Below are 22,694 nucleotides of genomic sequence, written 5' to 3' on the forward strand. Positions count from 1 at the left end.
TCCAGACTACATTTTTTTTGTGGTCTTGGGAATGGTAACATCTCTAAAGCCAAATGAAAAATTATCATCTTCAAAATTTTGGTTGCTACCATTAAAAATAATGTTGTTAATCGTTACAGTAGTTCTAAAAGTTGTTTGGATAGTATTGTCTAAACTAGGACTTATATCACTGTTGTCGTTGTTTTGATCGCTTTCAGAATCGGTATCTAAATAATTGGCAATACCATCATTATCATCATCGTCATCTTTAGGGTTTCCGTTACCATTGGTGTCTTCATTGATCGTTAGAATCCCATCGTTGTCATCGTCGTTGTCAAGGTAGTCAGGAGTTCCATCATTATCATAATCATCATCCCTTGGGTTACCATTATTATTAAAATCTTCATTAATAGTAAGTATACCATCGTTGTCATCATCTGGGTCGAGATAATCATCAAGTGAATCACCATCTGTGTTTCTTAGATCATCATTGTCTGGGATACCATTAGATAATTCTACACTGGTCAAAATATTATCATTATCATCATCTTGATCCTTAAAATCAGGAATACCATCATTATCGGTATCATTATTACCTTCATCTTCAGCCGCGACACCATCACTATCATCTTCTTCAATAATTTCGGTAATTATTTCTGAAGTACCTGATGCACCGATTAATTCTTCTGTTATTAAAATGTTACTTGGTGGAATGTTGGAGCAATAGTAATCTGCAGTAATTCCTATATTAAATTGTCTATAGATTAAATTGTTTGTTTCATTATTTAACTCAATAAATAGGGGAGTATCTGAAGCAATTGTATCTGAGAACGTTTCACTAATAAAGTTGTACGAAATCGCTTCATTAATAGTTTGATTTATCTTAAAAAAAACGAACTCATTTTGTTTTGCTCCATTGCATAATTGAAGATCGACATCATCAAACTCAAAACTGGTAATAAGGATATCGCCATCATCACAAGATGATAGTATTACTAAAGAAAAAAGAAAGTAAAGAAGCTTTTTCACGTATTTAAAAGGTATTGATTTTTTGTGTTAGACTCATCAGTTTTATAGTAAAGACGACATAAAAAAGTGAATGTTTACACCTGTCGATATTTTAACAAATTTTGACAAAAGTAAAGCAATTGAAAGATTATAACGAGTCTGGTTGAAAATAATTTTATTTAAACTAGTTTTGTAACCATAAAAATGAGGATAGTTTAAAAAACATAGCCTATTTTTATAGAAATTTTTCACATATCTGTTTAAACGATTAATTTATTGAATTTAATGCAAAAAGTTTATTTCGATAGCGCCGCAACCACTAAAATACGACCAGAGGTCGTTACAAAAATGGTTTCTGTTTTAAATGAGGATTATGGAAACCCATCGTCTACCCATGGATTTGGTAGATCGGCTAAAAACCATATAGAGCAAGCTCGTAAAAATATTGCGAATTACCTTGGGGTAAAAGCATCAGAAATTATTTTTACATCGGGAGGGACTGAAGCTGATAACCTGGCGATTAATAGTGCAGTAAGAGATCTAAAAGTTCAACATATTATCACGTCTAAGATAGAGCATCATGCAGTTTTGCATACGGTGCAAGAAATAGAAACTCGTTTTGGAATTAACGTAAGTTACGTGAATATAGACAAGGATGGTGCTATAGATTATAAACATTTAGAATCCTTACTAAAGACTTCTAATGAGAAAACTTTAGTAAGTCTTATGCATGTTAATAATGAGGTAGGTACTATATTAGATATACAGCGAGTTGGTAATTTATGTGAAAAATATGAGTCCCTTTTTCATAGTGACATGGTGCAGTCTATAGGACATTTAGAAGTGAATCTAAATGAACTAAATATTGATTTTACTGCAGTTAGTGCTCATAAGTTTCATGGCCCCAAAGGAGTTGGGTTTGCTTATATTCGTAAGAATTCTGGATTAAAACCATTAATCTTTGGGGGAGAACAGGAGAGAGGCTACCGAGCAGGAACCGAATGTGTGCATAATATTGCAGGGATGGATGAAGCACTACGCTTAGCATATGAAAACATAGACGTAGAAAAGAGCTATATTATTGACCTTAAACATTATTTTATTGATACCCTTAAGCAGAATATAGAAGGGGTTAAGTTTAATGCTAAGTGCTGTGATCATGAGCATAGTACATATACTTTGATTAATATTTGTTTGCCTGTCTCTACGGAAAAAGCAGGTATATTATTATTTCATTTAGATATCAATGGGATTGCCTGTTCTAAAGGAAGCGCATGCCAAAGCGGAAGCAGTAAGGGATCACATGTGCTGACAGAGATTCTTTCTGAAGAAGATTTAGAGAAACCTTCGGTGCGGTTTTCTTTTTCAAAGTATAACACCAAAGAAGAAGTGGATTATGTTGTAGACGTGTTAAAAAAGTTTATGATTGATTAACGTTTTACTCGACAATTGAGATTTAAATGCTCTGAGGCTTGCCTCGAAATCAAAATTATTTTCCAACCAATGCCTCGCTGGCTTGCCTCGAGGTAGTTTACTATTTGAAACTTTAAAAAAACTTAAAATTTCATTCCTAATCGTACGTTAAAAACTCTAGGAGTTAAAAAATTGGGTATAGCAAATTGTCTTTGACTAGAAGCGTCTCTAACAAAAGTATTGGTAATAGAGTTTTGGTTATCAAAGATATTGTAGATCTCAAAACCAAAACTAAGTTCTCTAAAAGCATTTATAAAATGACCTTCTCGAAGTCTTTTGTTTTGATCCACCACAACATAAGATATCCCCAGATCGGCTCTTCTATAATCCCGCAATCTGGTCTGAAAATCGTATGGATCTGCATAACTAGGTGATCCTCCTGGGACTCCCGTTTGATATACCATATTTAGGTACATCTTTAAATTAGGAATCGAAGGCACATAATCCTGAAAGAGCGCTCCGATTTTTAATCTTTGATCTGTAGGTCGGGAAATGTAACCTCTGTCATCAATGTTTTCTTCAGTTTTCAAGTACCCTAAACTCACCCAGCTTTCGGTACCGGGTACGAACTCTCCATTAAGTCGAAGATCTAATCCTTGAGCATAAGCCTCGGCATTATTTCTTGCACGATATCGAATTCGTACATTCTCAATAGTATAAGGGTTTACATCGGTTAACTTTTTATAATATATTTCTGTAGTTAGCTTAAAGGGTCTATTCCACATCTTAAAACTGTAGTCATTACCTAGAACTAGGTGTATAGATTGCTGGGCCTTAACTTCTGGACGTATTGAACCTAAAGAGTCTCTTAGTTCTCTGTAAAAAGGAGGTTGATGGTAAAAACCTCCAGAAGCTCTAAAGATCATGTCGGCTTTCCAGTTGGGTTTGATAGCAACTTGACCTCTTGGGCTAAATACAATTTGAGAATCAGAACTGTTAACCGTTTCTCCAGAAATATTCCAGTTATGAGCTCTTACACCAATGTTAGCCCAAATTTCGGTTTCCTTAATGTTAGAGCGAATATTATATTGAACATAGCCAGAAATTCTATCAATTTTTGCCATATTAATAGCTCTGGCATTGGTAAAAGGAACAATCGGACTAGCAAAAGGAGTGTAGGGTTGGTCATTTACAAAATCTGATACAGGAGGTCTTATAGAAAATCCGGCCGAATCTACAATTTCATACTCTTGTAATCGGTCTCTAATATCTTCTGACGTATATTTTATCCCCCAATCGAACTGATGCTTGCCTGCGATATAGGTTCCTTTATGTTCTGCATTAAATATAAGAGCATCTAAGTCATTTCTTGCATGCGTTAATTGTGAACCTACACCTTCACTAAACACTACTTCTCCTAAATCCTCGCTGCCTATATCGGTGTTTACAGTACCTAAAGCGTATGATGCAAAGATATCGTAATATTCTTGTTCTTGTGTTTGATATCCAGAGGCTATTAATTTTAGTGTTAAATTGTCATTTACACGATAGGTTCCCTTTAATGCTCCAAAATAAGTATCATATCGATCCCTTTCTTCACCGTCATAAACAACAGTTAACGCTTGAGCATTTTGTAATGTTCCAAAATTGACTTGTTCTCTTAAGGGTTCGTAGTCATAGGTGTTAATTGCTAAATTACCTAAAAATCCTAATTCAAATTTGTTGGTGATATTATAAGAAATATAGGTTTGTACATCGGCAAACCTTGGCTGAAAGTTAGTTTCGGTATTTCTGGCATCTACTAGTAAACTATTATCTCTATATCGCACCCCTACGATAGCTGCCAGTTTTTTGTTTTTAGAAATACCTTCGGCAGAAAGGCTTCCACCTAGTAAGCTTAAATTTGCAGTGGTTCCTAATCGAGTAGGTCTTTTATAGGTGATGTCTAAAACTGAAGAAAGTTTATCTCCATACTTTGATTGAAAACCTCCTGCAGAAAAATCTACATTTCTCACTAAATCGGTATTCACAAAACTTAATCCTTCTTGTTGCCCTGATCTAATCAAAAATGGCCTGTATACCTCGATCTCATTTACATAGACCAGATTTTCATCAAAGTTACCGCCTCGCACAGAATACTGGGTACTTAATTCATTATTAGAACTAACGCCTGGTAAGCTTTTAAGTAATCCTTCTACACCAGCATTGGCCGAGGGAGTTGTTCTAATGGTTTCTGGATCCAGGGTGGTTATTCCTTCTACTACTTTTCGTTCTCTACCTGATATTACGACTTCACTTATTTGTTCTACATTGGTTTTTAAAACAGGATTAAGCTCATATTCCTGGTCTTCTTCGAGATTAATTTTAAATTGAACATCTTTTAATCCAAGATGCGATATTATAATTTCAACCTCTTGATTAGCAGGGATACTAAGTTGGTATACTCCGTTTTCATCTGATTCGGTTCCCTGGGTATTATACGTAATATTAGCACCTTGTATTGGGAAATTATCCTCGCCTAGAATCACCCCTTTTAGAGTTGCGGTCTGTGCTACAGAAGAAAAACTGATTATTGTAATAAATACGGTGAAAAGAAGTAAGGTTTTATTTTTCAAAAAAAAGAGTATTTAAGGTTTTCTATAGAATGTAGTTTCAAATGTAGCTCTGTTACCAATATTATCTAACACAACAAGTTTAAAATTATTTTCTGAATCGGTATTAATTTTATCATTAAAATCATAAACTAACATTCCTGTCTTATAATCATACTCCATTAAAATGAACTTTCCATTTATCGTAGCTCTGTAACTTTTAATTCCTGATTCTGAATCGTTTATTTTAACTTTAAGGTGGGTTTCTTTAGAGATCCATTTTTTGCCAGAAACATTAATGGGGACAATGGTAGGCTTTTGATGGTCTGAAAATAAAGAGTACGTTCCAAAAGTACGTGTTCTGGTAGAAAATCTATTTCCCTTTTTATACGTTCTAGAGAAATACACTTTTTTCTTACCATTAACTCTACCTATGTACAATTTTTTCTTATCCTCTTCTTTGTAATGTGATACATCAAAAACCAATGTCATGTTTTTATGTAATGGAGTTGTGTTATCATGTATTTTTGCCGTTTCTCCATTGACCGATATATCTAAGTACGTATTTTTATATAAACTTCCTTTCGGAATTAAAAGATCAAAAATCCCAGAACTATACGTGTAATTTTCATTTGACTGAGCATAGTTTTGGGTTGTAAGAGTTTCAGTTTTTGTGATAGAATCAGTAAGCTTTCCTTGTACGGGGACATGAATTACGGTGGTGTTATTTTTATAATCCTCAACATAGATCTTGTAGGTATAGGAAAGGCTATCCTGGATGTCGATAAAACCATTATTTATTTTGTTCTTATAAATGGTTAGGGGATTGTTTTTTTCTACAAAGAGTTTAGTTATCCGGCTTCTGTTTTTTTTGAAATATGCATAGTCAATGAGTCGGTTAATGTATCGGGTTTCAGCAAACGAAAAACGATTCATTTCTAATGTAAAGTTCTCTTGACCATTAATTTCTGTAGCTATTTTGTATACTCCATTACTATTGGCGGCAAGATCTTGTTTGTCAATTGTTGAAATTCCGAAACCAATTTCTCCAAATGCATGCAAACTTTCGGCTTTTAGACTCCCGTCTTCTTGAGGGGATAATCTTAATTTTATAGGTTCTTGAGCGCCATTAACATGTGCGTTTTTATCTACACTATATACCCAAAGACTATTTACAATAGGTTTTTTAGTGTCTTTTATATCGATCCCGAAAAGCATTGGGTTCATGGGGCGGGCTTTTGCATCCCTAATTTCAAAATGCAGATGGGGTCCAGAACTTCCTCCTGTATTTCCGCTATAGGCAATCACATCACCTTGTTTTACCATTAATGAGCCAGACTTAGGAAAAAGTTCTATCTCGTAAGATTCTTTGGCGTACTGTCTCTTTTTAACAAAGGCCTCTATCTCTGGAGAAAATTGTTTAAGATGTGCATACACAGTAGTATGACCATTGGGATGTGCAATGTACATAGCTTTACCATAACCACCATGAGAAACTTTTATACGGCTTACCCTTCCTGAAGCCGATGCATATACATTAAGTCCTTCTTCTCCATTAGTTTTCATGTCTATTCCAGAATGAAAATGATTTGATCGTAATTCTCCAAAGGTTCCAGAAATCACTAAAGGTATATCTAGCGGATGGATGAAGTAATCTTTTGCAATTTTCTCCTGGCTGTAGCAAATTGAAAAACCAAATAGTATGAAAATTAGTATTGAACGCATATAGGGGTAAAAAATAGATGTTTAATAAAACCGTATAAAACTACTTATTTTTTTGGAAGGTTATATCTTTTGTATAGCTTGATTTATAGCATCATTAAGATATCCTCCAGAAATTATTTTTTTTCTAACCTGATTTACATTTTTTTTCATTTCTAAATACTCTTCTTGTGATAGTTTTTCGAGAATATCACTCAGGTCTTTTAGATTGGATACAGTTATGCCTATACCATTTTCGAGTATAAAATTGCTTATTGCTGCTTTATCCCAAACAATAACCGGTAAACCACATAAAATATACAATGATGTTTTGTGCGGGTTGTTAAATTTTAGATATTGACCATATTGTCCACTACATTCTTCGGTAGAAACGCCATCCCAAACCAAACCAAAGGATCCTTCTATTTTGTAAGCTACAATATCAGAAGGAAATCCCCCTTTATAGTCTAAAATAGAATCCTCTTTTGAGACTTTAAGTTTGTTATAATCAAAACCAAGACCATAAAGGTTCATTTTGAAATTATTTTTCTCTAATGTATCAAGGTCATACATATATGAGTTTTTACCTTCTCCAAAACCACCTGCGTACACTACTTCAAAAGGTTTTTGCCCGTTGTTGTTGTCATTCTGTTCGGGTAGTCCATTGTCTAATACATAATCAAAGATCCCGAGAACTATAATGGGTATCTGAACATTTTGTTCTAAGAACCATTTTTTCATCGCTTCATTGTGTACTATAATAACATTAGAAGAAATTATTTTCTTTAGTTCTTTCTCTGCACTACTGGTTCTGCCTTTTAAATATCTTACATCATGAACAATAGTGATAATTTGGCACCTTTTTAATCTTGCCACAAACATGACATACTTTCTAAACTTGTTTAGGGGATATTGCGTACAGATTGTACTCTTAAAAGGTAAGCGTAATAAGGCAAATGTTATTCCAAAAAAATTCTTTATGGTTCCCTTAGCAGAACTTGGTATTGAAGATTGTTTAAAACCTAAATTTTTAAACCCCATTCCTGATAAAATGTGCTCACAATCAGTTTTTGCTTTACCGGCGGCATTAAAAAGAGATTTATAATTTCTGGAAATATAATATCCTTTCATCTAATTTTGTTTATTTTTTTAGTTGTTAGATAGTAGTAGCATACAAATCATCCAAGTACGGAGTAAAATAGTAATTATGCCCATTTGATCTATCTAAGTAAATTTGCGGAAGGAAAGATACATACATTTTATTTTTTTATACAATATCTTTTTAAGATAATTGCTGTGGATTCTTTTTGAGTAGTCGTATTAGAAATTAAATAGCTTAAAAAACACTAGTTTTGGCGATAGAAAGTAGTGCAGCTATGGATTTAAACAAAATAAATAAAAGTGATAGACAAAAAATATGATTATTTAATAGTAGGAGCAGGGTTGTTTGGAAGTGTTTTTGCTCACGAAATGACAAAGCAGAATAAAAAATGCCTAGTGATCGATAAACGAAGTCACTTGGGTGGTAATGTATATTGTGAAGAAAAAGAGGGCATTAATGTTCATAAATACGGAGCTCATATTTTTCATACCAATGATAAAAAAATATGGGACTACGTTAATCAATTTGCTACGTTTAATAATTATATAAATTCACCTTTATCTTTATCAAAAGGGAAATTGTATAATCTACCTTTTAATATGAATACCTTTTATCAATTATGGGGAACAAAAACTCCTCTTGAAGCCAAACAAATAATTGACGAACAGGTAGCGAAATATGGAGTTAAATCCCCAAGTAATCTTGAAGAACAGGCTTTATCATTGGCTGGAAAAGATATTTATGAAACTTTTATAAAAGAATATACCGAAAAACAATGGGGTAAAAAAGCAACAGAACTTCCTGCCTTTATTATTAAAAGATTACCATTTAGATATACCTATAATAATAATTACTTTAATGATATCTATCAAGGGATTCCGATGGGGGGGTATAATGTTATTATCAATGGTCTACTTAAAGGGATAGAAACCAAAACAAATGTAGACTTTTTTGCTGATAGAGATCATTTAGAGTCCCTTGCAAACAAAGTGGTGTATACAGGTAAAATAGATGAGTTTTTTGATTATAAGTACGGACAATTAGAATATAGATCTTTACGTTTCGAACACGAATTACACAACATTGAAAATTATCAAGGAAACGCAGTAGTCAATTATAATGATGCAGAATATTCGTTTACAAGAATTATAGAGCATAAACATTTTGAATTCGGAAAACAAAGCAACACCATTGTAACTAAAGAGTATCCAGAAAATTGGGATAGAGGCAAAGAAGCGTATTACCCTATAAATAATGATAGCAATCAAAAGGTATTCAAAAAATATAAAGAAGAATCATTAAAATCTGAAAATGTGATTTTTGGTGGTAGATTAGCAGAGTATCGTTACTATGATATGCATCAAATAATAGCATCATCACTGGCTAAGGTAGAAGAAATATCTGGGTCAGAACCTGAATAATTATAGGGATCAAAATTAGTTTAAAAACTATTGGGTTTTTTCAATTGGTATGTTAACTTTGTGTAACGAAGTATTGTGTAAAAATAATTAATGAGTGATTTAATTGAAATTGTTGATTCTCTTGAAAATAGGATAAGCAAGTTGCTTCATAAGTATGAATTAATGAAACAACAAAATGCTAATCTAAAAGATAAAATAAAAGATTTAGAGTCTAATTCAGAACTTCAAATAAACCAATTAAAGCACTGGGAAGAAAAATTCAGTGCACTCAAGAATGCAAACGCAATGCTCGGCAGTGACGAATATAAAAGGGAGACCAAGCTCAAAATAAACGCCTTAATAAGAGAGATAGATATGTGTATAGCACAACTCTCTGAATAAGTAAAACATGGCAGAAAAGCTTAAAATTAAACTATCGATTGCAGATCGAGTATATCCTTTAACTATCTTTCCTGATCAGGAGGAAGGCTTGCGTAAAGCAGCAAAGAATATAGAGGCTATGATTAAACAGTTTGAACAAAGTTATGCTGTAAGAGATAAGCAAGATGTTTTAGCCATGTGTGCTTTGCAGTTTGCGGCACAGGTCGAACAAAAGACTATAGATAAAAATGATAATATGGTTAATGTAGGTAATAGATTGAATGCATTAAACGAGTTGTTACATGACCATTTATCATAACGTTCATAAAAATAAATAAGGTTACTGCCTGCACTAGTTGTTATTTTGATAAACTCAACAAGAATTAATTAAAAAGGGTGAGTTTAAATTGTAAAAGCGCGCCGCCATTATGAGCGGATTCTTGAGCAATTTGTTAGCCCTAAACCTGTTTTTACAGAGTTTATACAGAACCTTTGCTAGTGCAGGCTTTTTTATATATAAATATTAACAACGATTATGGATAACATTATATATCTGGTCGGCGCTTCAGTTGTGGGGTTAGTGATAGGTTTTATTATCGCTAAAGTACTTGAGCGTAGCAGAGCATCAGAGATTATTAAAGACGCAAAGAAGACTTCCGGAAGTATTATAAGAGAAGCAAAAAGCGAAGGGGAGACCCTTAAAAAAGATAAAATGCTTCAGGCAAAAGAAAAGTTTATAGAACTAAAATCTGAGCATGAAAAGGTGATATTGTCAAGAGATAAAAAAATTGCCGAGGCAGAAAAAAGAACAAGAGACAAAGAGTCTCAAGTTTCTAATGAGTTGTCTAAAAGTAAAAAGCTGAATACTGAGCTTGAAGAAAAGATGAAAAATTATGATCAACGTAATGAATATCTTGAAAAAAAGCAAAGTGAACTCAAAAAGCTTCATAAGAGTCAAGTTCAGCAATTAGAAGTTATATCTGGGTTATCTGCCGAAGAAGCCAAAGAGCAATTGGTTGAGTCGTTAAAAGAACAAGCTAAGACAGATTCGATGGCACTTATTCAGGATACCATTGAAGAAGCAAAATTAACTGCACAACAAGAAGCTAAAAAGGTTGTGATTAATACAATTCAAAGAATAGGTACAGAAGAGGCAATAGAGAATTGTGTTTCGGTATTTAATATTGAAAGTGATGATGTAAAAGGCCGTATTATAGGTCGAGAGGGAAGAAATATTAGAGCTATAGAGGCTGCTACCGGAGTAGAAATCATAGTTGATGATACACCAGAAGCCATAATTCTTTCATGTTTTGACTCCGTTAGAAGAGAAGTTGCTAGATTGTCTCTACATAAACTCGTAACCGATGGACGAATACACCCAGCACGAATTGAAGAGGTTGTTAAGAAAACCAGGAAACAAATTGATGAGGAAATTATTGAGGTAGGTAAGCGTACGGTTATTGATTTAGGGATACATGGATTGCATCCAGAGTTAATTAAAACTGTGGGAAGGATGAAGTATAGATCTTCTTATGGGCAAAATTTATTACAACACTCAAGAGAAGTGGCAAAATTATGTGGCGTTATGGCCGCAGAGTTGGGATTAAATCCTAAACTTGCTAAAAGAGCTGGATTACTTCATGATATTGGAAAAGTACCGGATACAGAAACAGAGGTGCCACACGCCATCTTAGGGATGCAGTGGGCAGAAAAATATGGAGAAAAACCTGAAGTTTGTAATGCTATTGGGGCTCACCACGATGAAGTAGAAATGACCTCGTTAATATCTCCGATTATTCAGGTTTGTGATGCGATTAGTGGAGCAAGACCTGGGGCTAGACGACAAGTATTAGATTCGTATATTCAAAGGTTGAAAGATTTAGAAGAGATTGCTTTTGCTTTTGATGGGGTTAAAAAGGCATATGCTATCCAGGCGGGTAGAGAACTACGGGTAATTGTAGAAAGTGAAAAAGTAAATGATGAAAGAGCTGCAAGCTTGTCTTTTGAAATCTCTCAAAAAATTCAAACCGATATGACGTATCCAGGTCAGGTAAAAATAACAGTAATACGAGAAACGAGAGCTGTGAATATTGCTAAATAGGGTGATGTTTTACACATATAAAGTAGAAAAATGGAGAGGATAACTCTCCATTTTTTATTGGTTTTGTTCAGTTAATCCATTTTTACGTCTTTTTATGACTTCATCTTTCCAAAATAATGCTTCTTCGAGGGTTTCAAATTGTTGAAACCTTTTATTGGTGAATACTTTTTCTATTTTGGCTTGACTTTTTTGTTTTGGGTCATTAGAAACAATTGCTATTCCTAATAAATTTTTAATTTTATTGCTTTCAATATATATCATAGGGTCAATAGTATAAGAATTGATACGTATAGCCAGGTATACGTAGAATTTGTTTTTAAAATGCTTATTTGTAACAAAACTCAATTCGGCAATATGCTCTGGTACTACAGTTACTCCTTCATTTATATAAACCCGTATATGGTCATCATATATTTCTGCAAGACAATAATCAAAATTGTAAGATGTAATCATATAATTTAAAAGTATAGTTCGGTTTTTGTTAATTGAAAAAGTGAGATTTCCCTTCTTCTCTAGAATATTAAGGTAAGAAAAAAATATGATACATTACCTAATGTATATGTATTGCGTTTGTTTTTTCCGAAGATTTGGTATAGTTAATCGATGTATTTTTTTATGATCTCATCTTTCCATTTCAATGCTTCTTCTAGGGTGTCGAAATGTTGAAATTCCTTCTCAAAGAATGGTTTTTCAACCTTGGTTTGTATTTTTTGCAGAGGATCATCAGACACAACAGCAACACCAATCAAACTGGGAACTTTACTGGATTCTAAATGGGTGGCTGGATTAACAGAGTAGGAGTTAACTCTGTGGGAGATATAAACGAAGGGCCTGTTTTTGTAATGCTTATTGACGATTTCGAGAAATGTACCTATGTAATTTGGAGACACGGTAACTCCTTTTTTCATTACCACAATAGCATAATCATTATATAGTTCTGCAGTACAAAATTCTAAATTATATGACGTAATCATCAGTGTAAATCGACATTAAGGTATATGTTATTAAGTTACGATAAATGTTGATGATTTGTGGTATGAAATTTTGTTTTTTTAGTCTTTTTCCGCAGAATCTTAATTCTGTAAAGAACGTTTCTTGATAATTTTATCTTTCCAGTTAATAGCTTCTTTAATGGTTTCAAAATGACGAAATTCTTTTCCGAAAAAGACCTTTTCAACTTTGGTTTGCATTTTTTGAAGAGGAGTATTAGATACAACAGCAAAACCAACTAAGTTTTTAATTTTTGCAGTTTCTATGTATATAGTTGGGTCTACAGAATAGGAGTGGATTCTATGTGAGATATAAACAAATGTTTTGTTTTCGAAGTGTTTCTCAGCTATTTCTACAAATATGTCATTATACTCTGGTAGAACAGTAATTCCTTCATTCATTATATTGATAACATAATTTTCGTATATATCCATTTGGCAGAAGCCTAAATCATAGGAGGTGATCATCGAATTTAATTGACTTTAAATTGGTGGTTTTTTTTATAAGTTATGAAAAAATCTGTTGAAGAAAGGTCAAAGACCGTTTTTTAACTTGTGTTTAATCTGAGGTAAGGTGTTTCTACAGAAGTTAGATTTTATTACCATTCTTTTCTAAAAAAGAGGCTGTTAATAGTGGTTAACAGCCTCTTTGTATTATTTACTAGATTCTTAGCTAATATATATGCTTAGGATTCTGTAGACTTTTCAGCTTTTTTAATGGTTATGGTTAACTCTCCTAATTTGTCATCCATATCCATAAATATGCTATCACCTTCCTGAAGTTGAGCATTAATTATCTCTTCTGCAAGGGCGTCTTCGATATACTTTTGGATGGCTCTTTTAAGAGGTCTCGCTCCGTATTGTCTGTCAAATCCTTTCTCGGTAATATAATCTTTAGCTTTTTCGCTTAAAGTAAGGTCATATCCCAGTCCTCTGATTCTTCCGTATAGTTTATCAAGCTCGATATCAATAATCTTATGAATATCTTCTCTTTCTAAGGCATTGAATACAACTACATCATCAACTCTGTTCAGAAATTCAGGTGCAAAAGCTTTTTTTAATGCATTTTCTATAACTCCTTTGGCGTAATCTTCTGCCTGTGTTTTTTTAGCAGAAGTTCCAAAACCAACACCTTGACCAAAATCTTTTAATTTTCTGGCTCCAATATTAGAGGTCATTATAATTATTGCATTTCTAAAATCAATTTTTCGACCTAAACTATCCGTCAAATAACCATCATCTAATACCTGTAGCATCATATTAAATACATCAGGATGTGCTTTTTCGATCTCATCAAGAAGAATGACTGCGTATGGTTTTCTTCTTACTTTTTCTGTAAGTTGACCACCTTCTTCATACCCTACATATCCCGGAGGCGCTCCAACTAATCTAGAGACGGCAAATTTCTCCATATACTCACTCATGTCGATACGAATAAGTGTGTCTTCACTATCAAATAATTCTTTAGCGAGTACTTTGGCTAATTGAGTTTTACCAACACCTGTCTGACCTAAGAAAATAAATGATCCTATTGGTTTATTAGGGTCTTTAAGACCTGCACGATTACGTTGTATAGCTTTTACTACCTTGGTAACAGCTTCTTCCTGTCCAATTACTTTACCCATAATTAGGTTAGGTAATTCTGCCAATTTGTTACTTTCGGTCTGAGCAATACGATTTACGGGGATACCAGTCATCATCGAAACTACATCGGCAACATTTTCTTCGTCTACAGTTTCTTTGTGTAGTTTAGATTCTTTCTCCCATTGTTCTTGAGCCACTGCAAGTTCTTTTTCAAGATTCTTTTCGTCGTCCCTTAGTTTAGCCGCTTCTTCGTATTTTTGTTTTTTAACGACACTGTTTTTTAGTTCTCTAACCTCTTCTAATTTCTTTTCTAGATCGAGAACTTTTTTAGGAACATCAATATTGGTTATATGAACTCTTGAACCAGCTTCATCTAAAGCATCAATAGCTTTATCTGGTAAAAATCGATCTGTCATATATCTATTGGTTAGTTTTACACAAGCCTGTATTGCTTCATCGGTATAACTAACATTGTGATGTTCTTCGTATTTTTCTTTAATATTATTAAGGATTTCAATGGTTTCTTCAATATTTGTAGGTTCTACAATTACTTTTTGAAAACGTCTTTCTAAGGCACCATCTTTTTCGATATATTGTCTATATTCATCGAGTGTAGTTGCGCCAATACATTGAATTTCCCCTCTTGCCAAAGCGGGCTTAAACATGTTAGAAGCATCAAGACTTCCTGTGGCTCCACCAGCACCCACGATAGTATGAATTTCATCTATAAAAAGAATAATATCATCATTCTTTTCAAGTTCATTCATTACCGCTTTCATTCGTTCTTCAAACTGACCACGATACTTAGTACCTGCTACCAAACTTGCTAAATCCAATGTAACGACACGTTTGTCGAATAAAATTCGCGAAACTTTTCGTTTTACAATTCTTAAGGCGAGTCCTTCAGCAATAGCAGATTTACCAACTCCTGGTTCTCCTATTAATAGCGGGTTATTTTTTTTGCGTCTACTTAGTATTTGAGACACACGTTCTATTTCTTTAGATCTCCCTACAACAGGGTCTAGTTTACCTTCTTCTGCCATAGCAGTTAAATCACGCCCAAAATTATCTAAGACAGGTGTTTTAGATTTTTTTCCAGCTTTGCTTCCTCCAGAAGGAGAGTTAAAGGGGTTTTCTTTAGAGGAATCACCAGTTAAATCATCATCGTCTTCTGAGAAAGATTCTGCTTTTGGGTTGTCTATGTATTCTTCGTCGTTAGCAATCATATACTTAAATTGGTCTTTAACGTTATCATAATCAACTTTTAAACGATTTAAAAGTTTAGTAGTTGGGTCATTTTCATTTCTTAAAATGCACAAAAGGAGATGTGCTGTATTAATTGATGAACTTTGAAATAATTTTGCTTCTAAAAAAGTGGTTTTTAAAGCCCTTTCTGCCTGCCTTGTTAAATGCAAGTTCTTTTTTTCATTTGATACTACCGCTACATCGGGGTTTGCCGGGCTAAGAATTTCAACTTTTCTTCTTAGGTTGGTCAGGTCAATATCCAATGCATCTAATATGTTAATTGCCTTCCCGCTTCCATCACGTAATAAACCTAGCATAAGATGTTCGGTACCTATAAAGTCGTGCCCTAATCTAAGGGCTTCTTCTTTACTGTATGCAATAACATCTTTTACTCTAGGTGAAAAATTATCATCCATAAGATTAATCTCTTTCTTTTTAACTAAAATAGTAATTTTTTAGGATTAGTAAGGCAAAAACTATTCCTTTTACACGATCATTAACAAATATCTGACAGTAATGTAATATTATGTCATATAAATGAGGATCTTATATAAAGATTGCTGTTTTTTTACTGACAAATTAGAGGTCTTTTGCCTTAATCATTGGTAAATAGACAAAAAAAGGTTTAATAATCAAAACCTATCGATATAGACTTATTAACTATAGATAGCATTATTTTTGTTAATAAATTACGTATATTACATAGCTTATTCGCTGTTAAAACCGTCTTAAATTACTTAAATTAGCGCGTTTATTAATTCAATTTTAGAAAAAAGTTTTTTATGACAGAAGGAGAAAAACTTATACCTATCAATATAGAAGATGAGATGAAATCGGCATACATCGATTATTCGATGTCGGTTATTGTATCTCGGGCTCTTCCAGACGTTAGGGATGGTCTTAAACCTGTACATAGGCGTGTTTTATACGGTATGCATGAATTAGGTGTTAGGGCGAGTAGTGCTCATAAGAAATCTGCAAGAATTGTAGGAGAAGTTCTTGGTAAATATCACCCACATGGGGATACTTCGGTGTATGACACTATGGTGCGTATGGCTCAAGAATGGAGCTTGCGATATATGCTCGTCGACGGCCAAGGTAACTTTGGTTCTGTAGATGGTGATAGCCCTGCAGCAATGCGTTATACAGAGGCCAGAATGCGTAAGATATCTGAAGACATGTTGGCAGATATTGAAAAAGATACTGTAGATCACACCTTTAATTTTGATGATACCTTACAAGAACCAACAGTTCTTCCTACAAGAATACCTGGTTTGTTAATTAATGGAGCGTCGGGAATTGCAGTGGGTATGGCTACCAATATGCCACCACATAACTTAAGCGAAGTTGTTGATGGAACCATTGCTTATATCGATAATGATGAAATAGAAATTGATGAATTGATTACCCATATAAAAGCTCCTGATTTTCCAACTGGAGGTATAATTTATGGTTATGATGGTGTTAGAGAGGCTTTTAAGACGGGTAGAGGTAGAGTTGTAATGCGTGGTAAAGCCGCTTTTGAAGAGGTAAATGGTAGAGAATGTATTATCATTTCAGAGATACCTTATCAAGTTAACAAGGCAGATATGATCAAGAAAACTGCCGATCTTGTTAATGATAAGAAGATCGATGGTATTTCTACTATTCGTGATGAATCAGATAGAAATGGTATGCGCATCGTTTATATCTTAAAACGTGATGCAATACCGAATATCGTTCTTAATCTTTTATATAAATATACAGCATTACAATCTTCTTTTAGTGTGAATAATATTGCACTGGTTAATGGAAGACCACAATTGCTTAATGTAAAAGAAATGATTCATTATTTTGTAGAGCATAGACATGAAGTTGTTGTTCGTCGTACAAAATATGAATTAAGAAAAGCCGAAGAAAGAGCACATATTCTTGAAGGATTAATTATTGCATCTGATAATATAGATGAAGTGATTGCGTTAATCCGTGCTTCTGCTAACGCCGATGAAGCTAGAGAAAAGCTTATCAAACGTTTTAAACTATCTGAAATACAAGCCAAAGCAATCGTAGAGATGCGATTACGTCAACTTACAGGTCTTGAACAGGATAAGTTACGTGCGGAGTATGAGGAATTAATGAAGACTATTGAAGATCTTAAAGATATTCTTGCTAAAAAAGAACGTCGTATGGAGATCATCAAAGAAGAACTTATCGAGGTAAAAGAAAAGTATGGTGATGATCGTCGTTCTCAGATAGAATATGCAGGTGGGGATCTAAGTATCGAGGATATGATTCCTGATGAAAAAGTTGTAATTACTATTTCTCATGCCGGTTATATTAAAAGGACTTCTCTTAATGAATATAAGAAACAAAATAGAGGAGGAGTTGGTCAGAAAGGAAGTACAACACGTAACGAAGATTTTCTAGAGCATTTATTTGTCGGAACAAATCATCAATATATGTTGTTTTTTACCCAAAAAGGGAAGTGTTTCTGGATGCGAGTATATGAAATTCCTGAAGGTAGTAAAACTTCTAAAGGTAGGGCAATACAGAATTTGATCAACATCGAAAGTGACGATAAAGTAAAAGCATTTATATGTACTCAAGATCTTAAAGATGAAGAATACATTAACTCTCATTATGTTATAATGGCAACCAAAAAAGGGCAAGTCAAAAAGACATCTTTAGAGCAGTATTCCAGACCAAGAACTAATGGTATTAATGCGATAACTATAAAGGATAATGATGAACTTCTTGAAGCGAAGTTGACCGATGGTAAAAGTCAGGTTATGTTAGCCGTTAAATCAGGAAAAGCTATTCGTTTCGAAGAAGAAAAAACAAGGCCCATGGGTCGAGGAGCATCTGGAGTAAGAGGTATTCGATTGGCCGACGAAAAGGATGAAGTAATAGGAATGATAGCGGTAAATGACATGGATAGCAATATCTTGGTTGTTTCAGAGAATGGTTATGGTAAACGTTCTAAATTAGAAGATTATAGAATAACCAATAGAGGAGGAAAAGGTGTAAAAACTATTTCTGTAACCAAAAAAACCGGAAACTTAGTTGCCATCAAAAATGTAACTGATTTAGATGATCTTATGATTATTAATAAATCAGGAATTGCTATTAGATTAGCTGTAGAAGATTTACGTGTTATGGGACGTGCTACACAAGGTGTTCGTCTTATTAATCTAAAAGGTAAAGATTCTATTGCTGCGGTGGCAAAAGTTATGCACGACGAAGATGATATTGATGAAAACGGAGAAGATGAAAATATAGAAAATGAAAATTCTTCTTCTGTAGATCATGATTCTGCGTCAGATGGCATGAATATTGATAATGAAACGAAAGAATAATCAAATCCCATTTTAAAAAAAATAAAGTAATGAAGACTAAATTTATTGTAGTACTATTTTTAACATTTAGCGCTATCGGATTTTCTCAAAAACAAGAATTAAAAACAGCTTCAAAGGCACTTAAGGCAGGTAATATGGAAGCTGCTAGTGAAGCACTAAAGACTGCTGAAGGACTTATAGAAACAGCTGATAAGAAAATGAAAGCACAATTTTATTTTCTTAAAGGACAGGTGTTGTCTTCGTCTGCGGGTGCATCTTTAGAGAAAATTGAAAAAGCTACAAATGCATACACAAAAGCGATTGAAATTGAAAACGAAGCTGGAGCTGCCAAATATACTGCTGATGCAAATCAAAAAATTCAGACAATACGTCAGTCTTTGATTGAGAATGCTATCAAGGATCAGAATGCTAAGAATTATAAAGGAGCTGCAGAAAAACTTCATTTAGGGTACACAACAAATAAAGCAGATACAATATATCTTTACTATGCTGCAGGAAATGCTGTTAATGGAAAAGATTACGATACTGCATTGTCGTACTATGAAGAATTGAAAAACGTTGGTTTTAGTGGTATTACAACAGAATTTGTGGCTACAAATAAAGAAACTGGAGAAGTAGAACCTTTTGATTCTAAACAAACCAGAGACCTTTCTGTAAAATCTGGAAAATACATTAAGCCAGAAGAACGTAAATTAGAATCTAGGAAAGGAGAAATAGTTAAAAATATTGCTTTAATCTACATGACTCAAGGAAAAGATGAAGAAGCAATAAAAGCCATTGAAGAAGCAAGAGCTGAAAATCCTGAAGACACTGCTTTAATGCAAGCTCAAGCCGATATGTTTTACAAACAAGGGAATATAGCTAAGTATAAAGAAATCATGGAACAGATTGTTGCTAATGATCCTGAAAATCCTGATTTATTATATAACCTGGGTGTTAGTGCTTCTCGTTTAGAAGATAATGACCAGGCTATGGAGTATTACAAAAAGGCACTAGAATTAAGACCTGATTATACTTCTGCACAGATCAACATTGCCGCTTTAATTTTAGGTAATGAAAAAGCGATTGTAGAGGAGATGAATAACTTGGGTACTTCTAGTAAGGATTACAAACGTTATGACGAATTGAAGCTTAGGAGAGATGGTTTGTATAAAAGTGCAATACCTTACCTAGAAGGAGCATTAAAAAGTGATTCTGATAATGTAGAAGCTGTACGAACGTTAATGAATATTTTTTATCAGTTAGATGACCCTAAGGCTGATGCTATGAAAAATAAACTTAAAGCGCTAGAAGGAGGTAATTAAATCTCATCTAAGTAAGCATAAAAAAAACCGGAATCTAACAAGATTCCGGTTTTTTTATACCTTAAAAATCACCTTTTCAAAGGAGGAGAGTTAATTTATCTTAACTCAGCACCTAATTTACTTTCAAAATTATGCTGTAGCTTATTCATGATTTTGTCTATCTGCTTGTCGGTAAGTGTTTTATTTTCATCTTGTAAAGTGAAACTTACTGCATACGACTTTTTACCTTTGGGTAAGTTCTTTCCTTGATATACATCAAATAGGTTGATATCTTTTAAAAGCTGCTTTTCAGTTTGTTTTGCTATAGTATGAATTTCTTCAAATTTTATAGTATCATCTAAGAGAAGAGCAAAGTCACGACGTACTTCTGGAAACTTAGGAATATCATGATACCAAATTTTATTATGTTTTGCATATTCTAAAACAGCATCCCAATTAAAATCAGCGTACAATACTTCTTGAGAAACAGAAAAATGTTTTAAAACAGATTTTTTTACAATTCCAAAATCTACTAACTTGGTTTTGCCTAAACTAAGTGAAAGCCCTTCAGAGAACAGGTCATTCTTAATCGGAGTGGTTTTAAGTTTAGTTAAACCAAGACGTTCTAATACAGAAGACACAATACCTTTTAGATAAAAGAAATCACTATGTTGTTGGTTTGTTTTCCAGCTCTCTTTTGTTTGATTACCAGAAATTATAATGCTTAAGTGTTTATTTTCAATTCTTTTACCATCGTAATCGTGATACGTTTTTCCGAATTCAAATAATTTTAGATCAGCACGTTTCCTGTTGATATTATAAGAAACCGCTTCAAGTCCAGAAAACAGCATCGATTGTCTTAAAACTGCTAAATCATTACTAAGAGGGTTTAGCATCTCTACATTGTGTTCAGCTTTTAATTGTTCGCTAAGATCAATATAATCTTGAGTAGTAAGCGAGTTAGCTAACATTTCATTAAACCCGCGACCTACTAATTGATTTGATATTGTATTTTGTACATTATGATCAGAAAACTTGTCAATATTAGATATAGACGCATTTAATTTTTGCGTAAAACTTATATTGTTATATCCATATACTCTAAGTATTTCTTCGATAACATCGACTTCTCTTTGCACATCATTTCTGTATGCCGGGATGGTTAATCCAATTCCTTTTTCGGTAATACTGTTAATTTTAATGTCCAGCGAAGTAAGAATAGACTTAATAGTTTCCTGAGGAAGTTCTTCTCCAATTAATTTTGCTGTATTGTCAAACGACAAAAACACCTGGAAATCTTCAATTTTTTTAGGATATAAATCCATAATCTCACTAGAAATAGTACCACCTGCCAGTTCTTGTATTAATAGAGCTGCTCTTTTTAAGGCATATTCTGTAACATTAGGATCAATTCCTCTTTCAAATCTAAAGGAAGCATCGGTATTTAATCCATGACGTTTTGCGGTCTTACGAACGCTTACAGGATTAAAATATGCACTTTCTAAGAAAATAGAGGTGGTGCTTTCGGTAACACCAGAATTTATACCTCCAAAAACACCTGCGATGCAAAGTGGTTTTACAGCATCACATATCATTAGATCTTCTTCATGCAATTCTCTCTCGATTTCGTCTAAAGTAGTAAATTTTGTACCTGATTCTAAGGTTTTAACCTCGATAGAGCCACCTTCTATATAATGTGCGTCAAAAGCATGTAATGGTTGTCCTAGTTCATGAAGAACATAATTAGTGACATCTACCACATTGTTTTTTGGAGTAATTCCAATAGCTTTAAGTCTATGTTGCAGCCAAGAAGGAGATTCGCCTACTTTGATATCAGAGATCGTAACACCGCAATATCTTGGAGCCAAAGCCGGATCTTTAACTTCAATATTAATTTTATTTAACCGGTTTTCTACTCTAAAATTACTTACCGATGGTGTAATGAGTTCAAGGTTGATGTCTTGTTGTAGTAATCCGGCTTTAAGATCACGAGCGGTACCCCAATGACTCATTGCATCGGCACGGTTGGGGGTTAATCCAATTTCAAAAATTTGATCATTCTCGATATCAAATACTTCAGAAGCTTTTGTTCCTACGGTAATATTGGTATTTAGAACCATAATTCCGTCATGACTTTTCCCAAGGCCCAGTTCATCTTCGGCACATATCATACCGTGGCTTTCTTCTCCACGTATTTTACCTTTTTTGATCACCCATTCTTTTCCGTCATCATCATATAACTTTGTTCCAATAGTGGCTACAGGTACTTTTTGACCCGCTGCAACATTTGGTGCACCACAAACAATTTGTACAGGGTCGCCATTACCTAAATCTACTTTAGTTATCTTCAGTTTATCTGCATTTGGGTGTTTTTCACATGCAAGAACCTGTCCTACTACTACTCCTTCTAAGCCGCCTCGAACACTTTGGTAGGTTTCTATTCCTTCTACTTCTAAACCTAAATCAGTAAGTAATTCTCCTGTTTTTTCGGCGCTCCAATCAGGATTAATAAATTGTTTAAGCCAGTTATATGAAATCTTCATCTATGATGTTTCTAAATTCAGTCGGTAAAGATAATATAT

Annotated in this window: 16 protein-coding genes and 1 other RNA gene; 8 read left to right on the forward strand and 9 right to left on the reverse strand. The window is 33.7% G+C overall.

The window, feature by feature from the left end; genetic code table 11:
* Positions 1-6: 6 nt before the first annotated feature.
* On the reverse strand, positions 7-1,008 hold the full coding sequence (locus tag ABW637_RS19675; protein WP_367586438.1) for a hypothetical protein: 1,002 nt from the start codon (positions 1,006-1,008) through the stop codon (positions 7-9).
* Between the two features lie 264 nt (positions 1,009-1,272).
* Between ABW637_RS19675 and ABW637_RS19680 the strand changes: the two genes are divergently transcribed.
* Positions 1,273-2,421 carry a cysteine desulfurase family protein gene (locus tag ABW637_RS19680; RefSeq protein ID WP_367586439.1) on the forward strand — a complete coding sequence of 383 codons (1,149 nt, stop codon included), beginning with the start codon at positions 1,273-1,275 and terminating at the stop codon, positions 2,419-2,421.
* Positions 2,422-2,543: 122 nt separating this feature from the next.
* On the opposite strand, the gene ABW637_RS19685 is transcribed toward ABW637_RS19680, so the two are convergent.
* The 3 genes from ABW637_RS19685 to ABW637_RS19695 are packed head-to-tail and all read right to left on the reverse strand — an operon-like array spanning position 2,544 to position 7,823.
* The gene (locus tag ABW637_RS19685; RefSeq protein ID WP_367586440.1) at positions 2,544-5,015 is read right to left on the reverse strand and encodes a TonB-dependent receptor; all 2,472 of its coding nucleotides are present in this window, start codon (positions 5,013-5,015) and stop codon (positions 2,544-2,546) included.
* Positions 5,016-5,027: 12 nt separating this feature from the next.
* On the reverse strand, positions 5,028-6,716 hold the full coding sequence (locus ABW637_RS19690; protein WP_367586441.1) for a M23 family metallopeptidase: 1,689 nt from the start codon (positions 6,714-6,716) through the stop codon (positions 5,028-5,030).
* Positions 6,717-6,776: 60 nt separating this feature from the next.
* Positions 6,777-7,823, reverse strand: a complete 1,047-nt coding sequence (locus ABW637_RS19695) for a glycosyltransferase (RefSeq protein ID WP_367586442.1) — start codon at positions 7,821-7,823, stop codon at positions 6,777-6,779.
* A gap of 273 nt (positions 7,824-8,096) precedes the next feature.
* Here ABW637_RS19695 and glf point away from each other — a divergent pair, with 273 nt between their 5' ends.
* The 5 genes from glf (at position 8,097) to rny (ending at position 11,676) form a co-directional block, all read left to right on the forward strand.
* Positions 8,097-9,215, forward strand: coding sequence for a UDP-galactopyranose mutase (gene glf, locus ABW637_RS19700; protein ID WP_367586710.1), 1,119 nt, complete (start codon positions 8,097-8,099; stop codon positions 9,213-9,215).
* A gap of 90 nt (positions 9,216-9,305) precedes the next feature.
* Positions 9,306-9,596, forward strand: coding sequence for a coiled-coil domain-containing protein (locus ABW637_RS19705; RefSeq protein WP_367586443.1), 291 nt, complete (start codon positions 9,306-9,308; stop codon positions 9,594-9,596).
* A 7-nt stretch (positions 9,597-9,603) separates the two neighbouring features.
* The gene (locus ABW637_RS19710) at positions 9,604-9,894 is read left to right on the forward strand and encodes a cell division protein ZapA (protein ID WP_367586444.1); all 291 of its coding nucleotides are present in this window, start codon (positions 9,604-9,606) and stop codon (positions 9,892-9,894) included.
* A 52-nt stretch (positions 9,895-9,946) separates the two neighbouring features.
* Positions 9,947-10,056, forward strand: a non-coding RNA gene (gene ssrS, locus ABW637_RS19715) — 6S RNA.
* A 54-nt stretch (positions 10,057-10,110) separates the two neighbouring features.
* Positions 10,111-11,676, forward strand: a complete 1,566-nt coding sequence (gene rny, locus ABW637_RS19720; protein WP_367586445.1) for a ribonuclease Y — start codon at positions 10,111-10,113, stop codon at positions 11,674-11,676.
* A 54-nt stretch (positions 11,677-11,730) separates the two neighbouring features.
* Here the strand turns inward: rny and ABW637_RS19725 are convergent, their stop codons facing one another.
* The 4 genes from ABW637_RS19725 to ABW637_RS19740 all read right to left on the reverse strand — a co-directional run bounded on the left by ABW637_RS19725 (position 11,731) and on the right by ABW637_RS19740 (position 15,910).
* Positions 11,731-12,129, reverse strand: a complete 399-nt coding sequence (locus ABW637_RS19725; protein ID WP_367586446.1) for a hypothetical protein — start codon at positions 12,127-12,129, stop codon at positions 11,731-11,733.
* A 143-nt stretch (positions 12,130-12,272) separates the two neighbouring features.
* Positions 12,273-12,650 carry a SpoIIAA family protein gene (locus ABW637_RS19730; protein WP_367586447.1) on the reverse strand — a complete coding sequence of 126 codons (378 nt, stop codon included), beginning with the start codon at positions 12,648-12,650 and terminating at the stop codon, positions 12,273-12,275.
* A 99-nt stretch (positions 12,651-12,749) separates the two neighbouring features.
* On the reverse strand, positions 12,750-13,100 hold the full coding sequence (locus ABW637_RS19735; protein ID WP_367586448.1) for a hypothetical protein: 351 nt from the start codon (positions 13,098-13,100) through the stop codon (positions 12,750-12,752).
* A 251-nt stretch (positions 13,101-13,351) separates the two neighbouring features.
* Entirely contained in the window at positions 13,352-15,910 is a 2,559-nt protein-coding gene (locus tag ABW637_RS19740; protein WP_367586449.1) for an ATP-dependent Clp protease ATP-binding subunit, read from the reverse strand.
* A gap of 366 nt (positions 15,911-16,276) precedes the next feature.
* Here ABW637_RS19740 and gyrA point away from each other — a divergent pair, with 366 nt between their 5' ends.
* Positions 16,277-18,829 (forward strand): DNA gyrase subunit A, encoded by a 2,553-nt coding sequence (gyrA, locus tag ABW637_RS19745; protein WP_367586450.1) that lies wholly within the window; start codon positions 16,277-16,279, stop codon positions 18,827-18,829.
* Positions 18,830-18,858: 29 nt separating this feature from the next.
* Entirely contained in the window at positions 18,859-20,133 is a 1,275-nt protein-coding gene (locus ABW637_RS19750) for a tetratricopeptide repeat protein (RefSeq protein WP_367586451.1), read from the forward strand.
* Positions 20,134-20,228: 95 nt separating this feature from the next.
* Here ABW637_RS19750 and pheT read toward each other — a convergent pair whose 3' ends face one another.
* Positions 20,229-22,655 (reverse strand): phenylalanine--tRNA ligase subunit beta, encoded by a 2,427-nt coding sequence (gene pheT, locus ABW637_RS19755; protein ID WP_367586452.1) that lies wholly within the window; start codon positions 22,653-22,655, stop codon positions 20,229-20,231.
* Between the last annotated feature and the right edge of the window lie 39 nt (positions 22,656-22,694).

It is taken from the genome of Aquimarina penaris, assembly GCF_040786285.1.
Lineage (GTDB): Bacteria > Bacteroidota > Bacteroidia > Flavobacteriales > Flavobacteriaceae > Aquimarina.

Bases quoted from the DNA above. Each gene is read 5' to 3' on its own strand.
- ABW637_RS19750 (WP_367586451.1), top strand. From the start codon at position 18,859: ATGAAGACTAAATTTATTGTAGTACTATTTTTAACATTTAGCGCTATC.
- ABW637_RS19710 (WP_367586444.1), top strand. From the start codon at position 9,604: ATGGCAGAAAAGCTTAAAATTAAACTATCGATTGCAGATCGAGTATAT.
- ABW637_RS19730 (WP_367586447.1), bottom strand. From the start codon at position 12,650: ATGATTACGTCATATAATTTAGAATTTTGTACTGCAGAACTATATAAT.
- ABW637_RS19735 (WP_367586448.1), bottom strand. From the start codon at position 13,100: ATGGATATATACGAAAATTATGTTATCAATATAATGAATGAAGGAATT.
- ABW637_RS19705 (WP_367586443.1), top strand. From the start codon at position 9,306: ATGAGTGATTTAATTGAAATTGTTGATTCTCTTGAAAATAGGATAAGC.
- pheT (WP_367586452.1), bottom strand. From the start codon at position 22,655: ATGAAGATTTCATATAACTGGCTTAAACAATTTATTAATCCTGATTGG.
- ABW637_RS19725 (WP_367586446.1), bottom strand. From the start codon at position 12,129: ATGATTACATCTTACAATTTTGATTATTGTCTTGCAGAAATATATGAT.
- ABW637_RS19740 (WP_367586449.1), bottom strand. From the start codon at position 15,910: ATGGATGATAATTTTTCACCTAGAGTAAAAGATGTTATTGCATACAGT.
- ABW637_RS19695 (WP_367586442.1), bottom strand. From the start codon at position 7,823: ATGAAAGGATATTATATTTCCAGAAATTATAAATCTCTTTTTAATGCC.
- ABW637_RS19690 (WP_367586441.1), bottom strand. From the start codon at position 6,716: ATGCGTTCAATACTAATTTTCATACTATTTGGTTTTTCAATTTGCTAC.
- ABW637_RS19680 (WP_367586439.1), top strand. From the start codon at position 1,273: ATGCAAAAAGTTTATTTCGATAGCGCCGCAACCACTAAAATACGACCA.
- rny (WP_367586445.1), top strand. From the start codon at position 10,111: ATGGATAACATTATATATCTGGTCGGCGCTTCAGTTGTGGGGTTAGTG.
- gyrA (WP_367586450.1), top strand. From the start codon at position 16,277: ATGACAGAAGGAGAAAAACTTATACCTATCAATATAGAAGATGAGATG.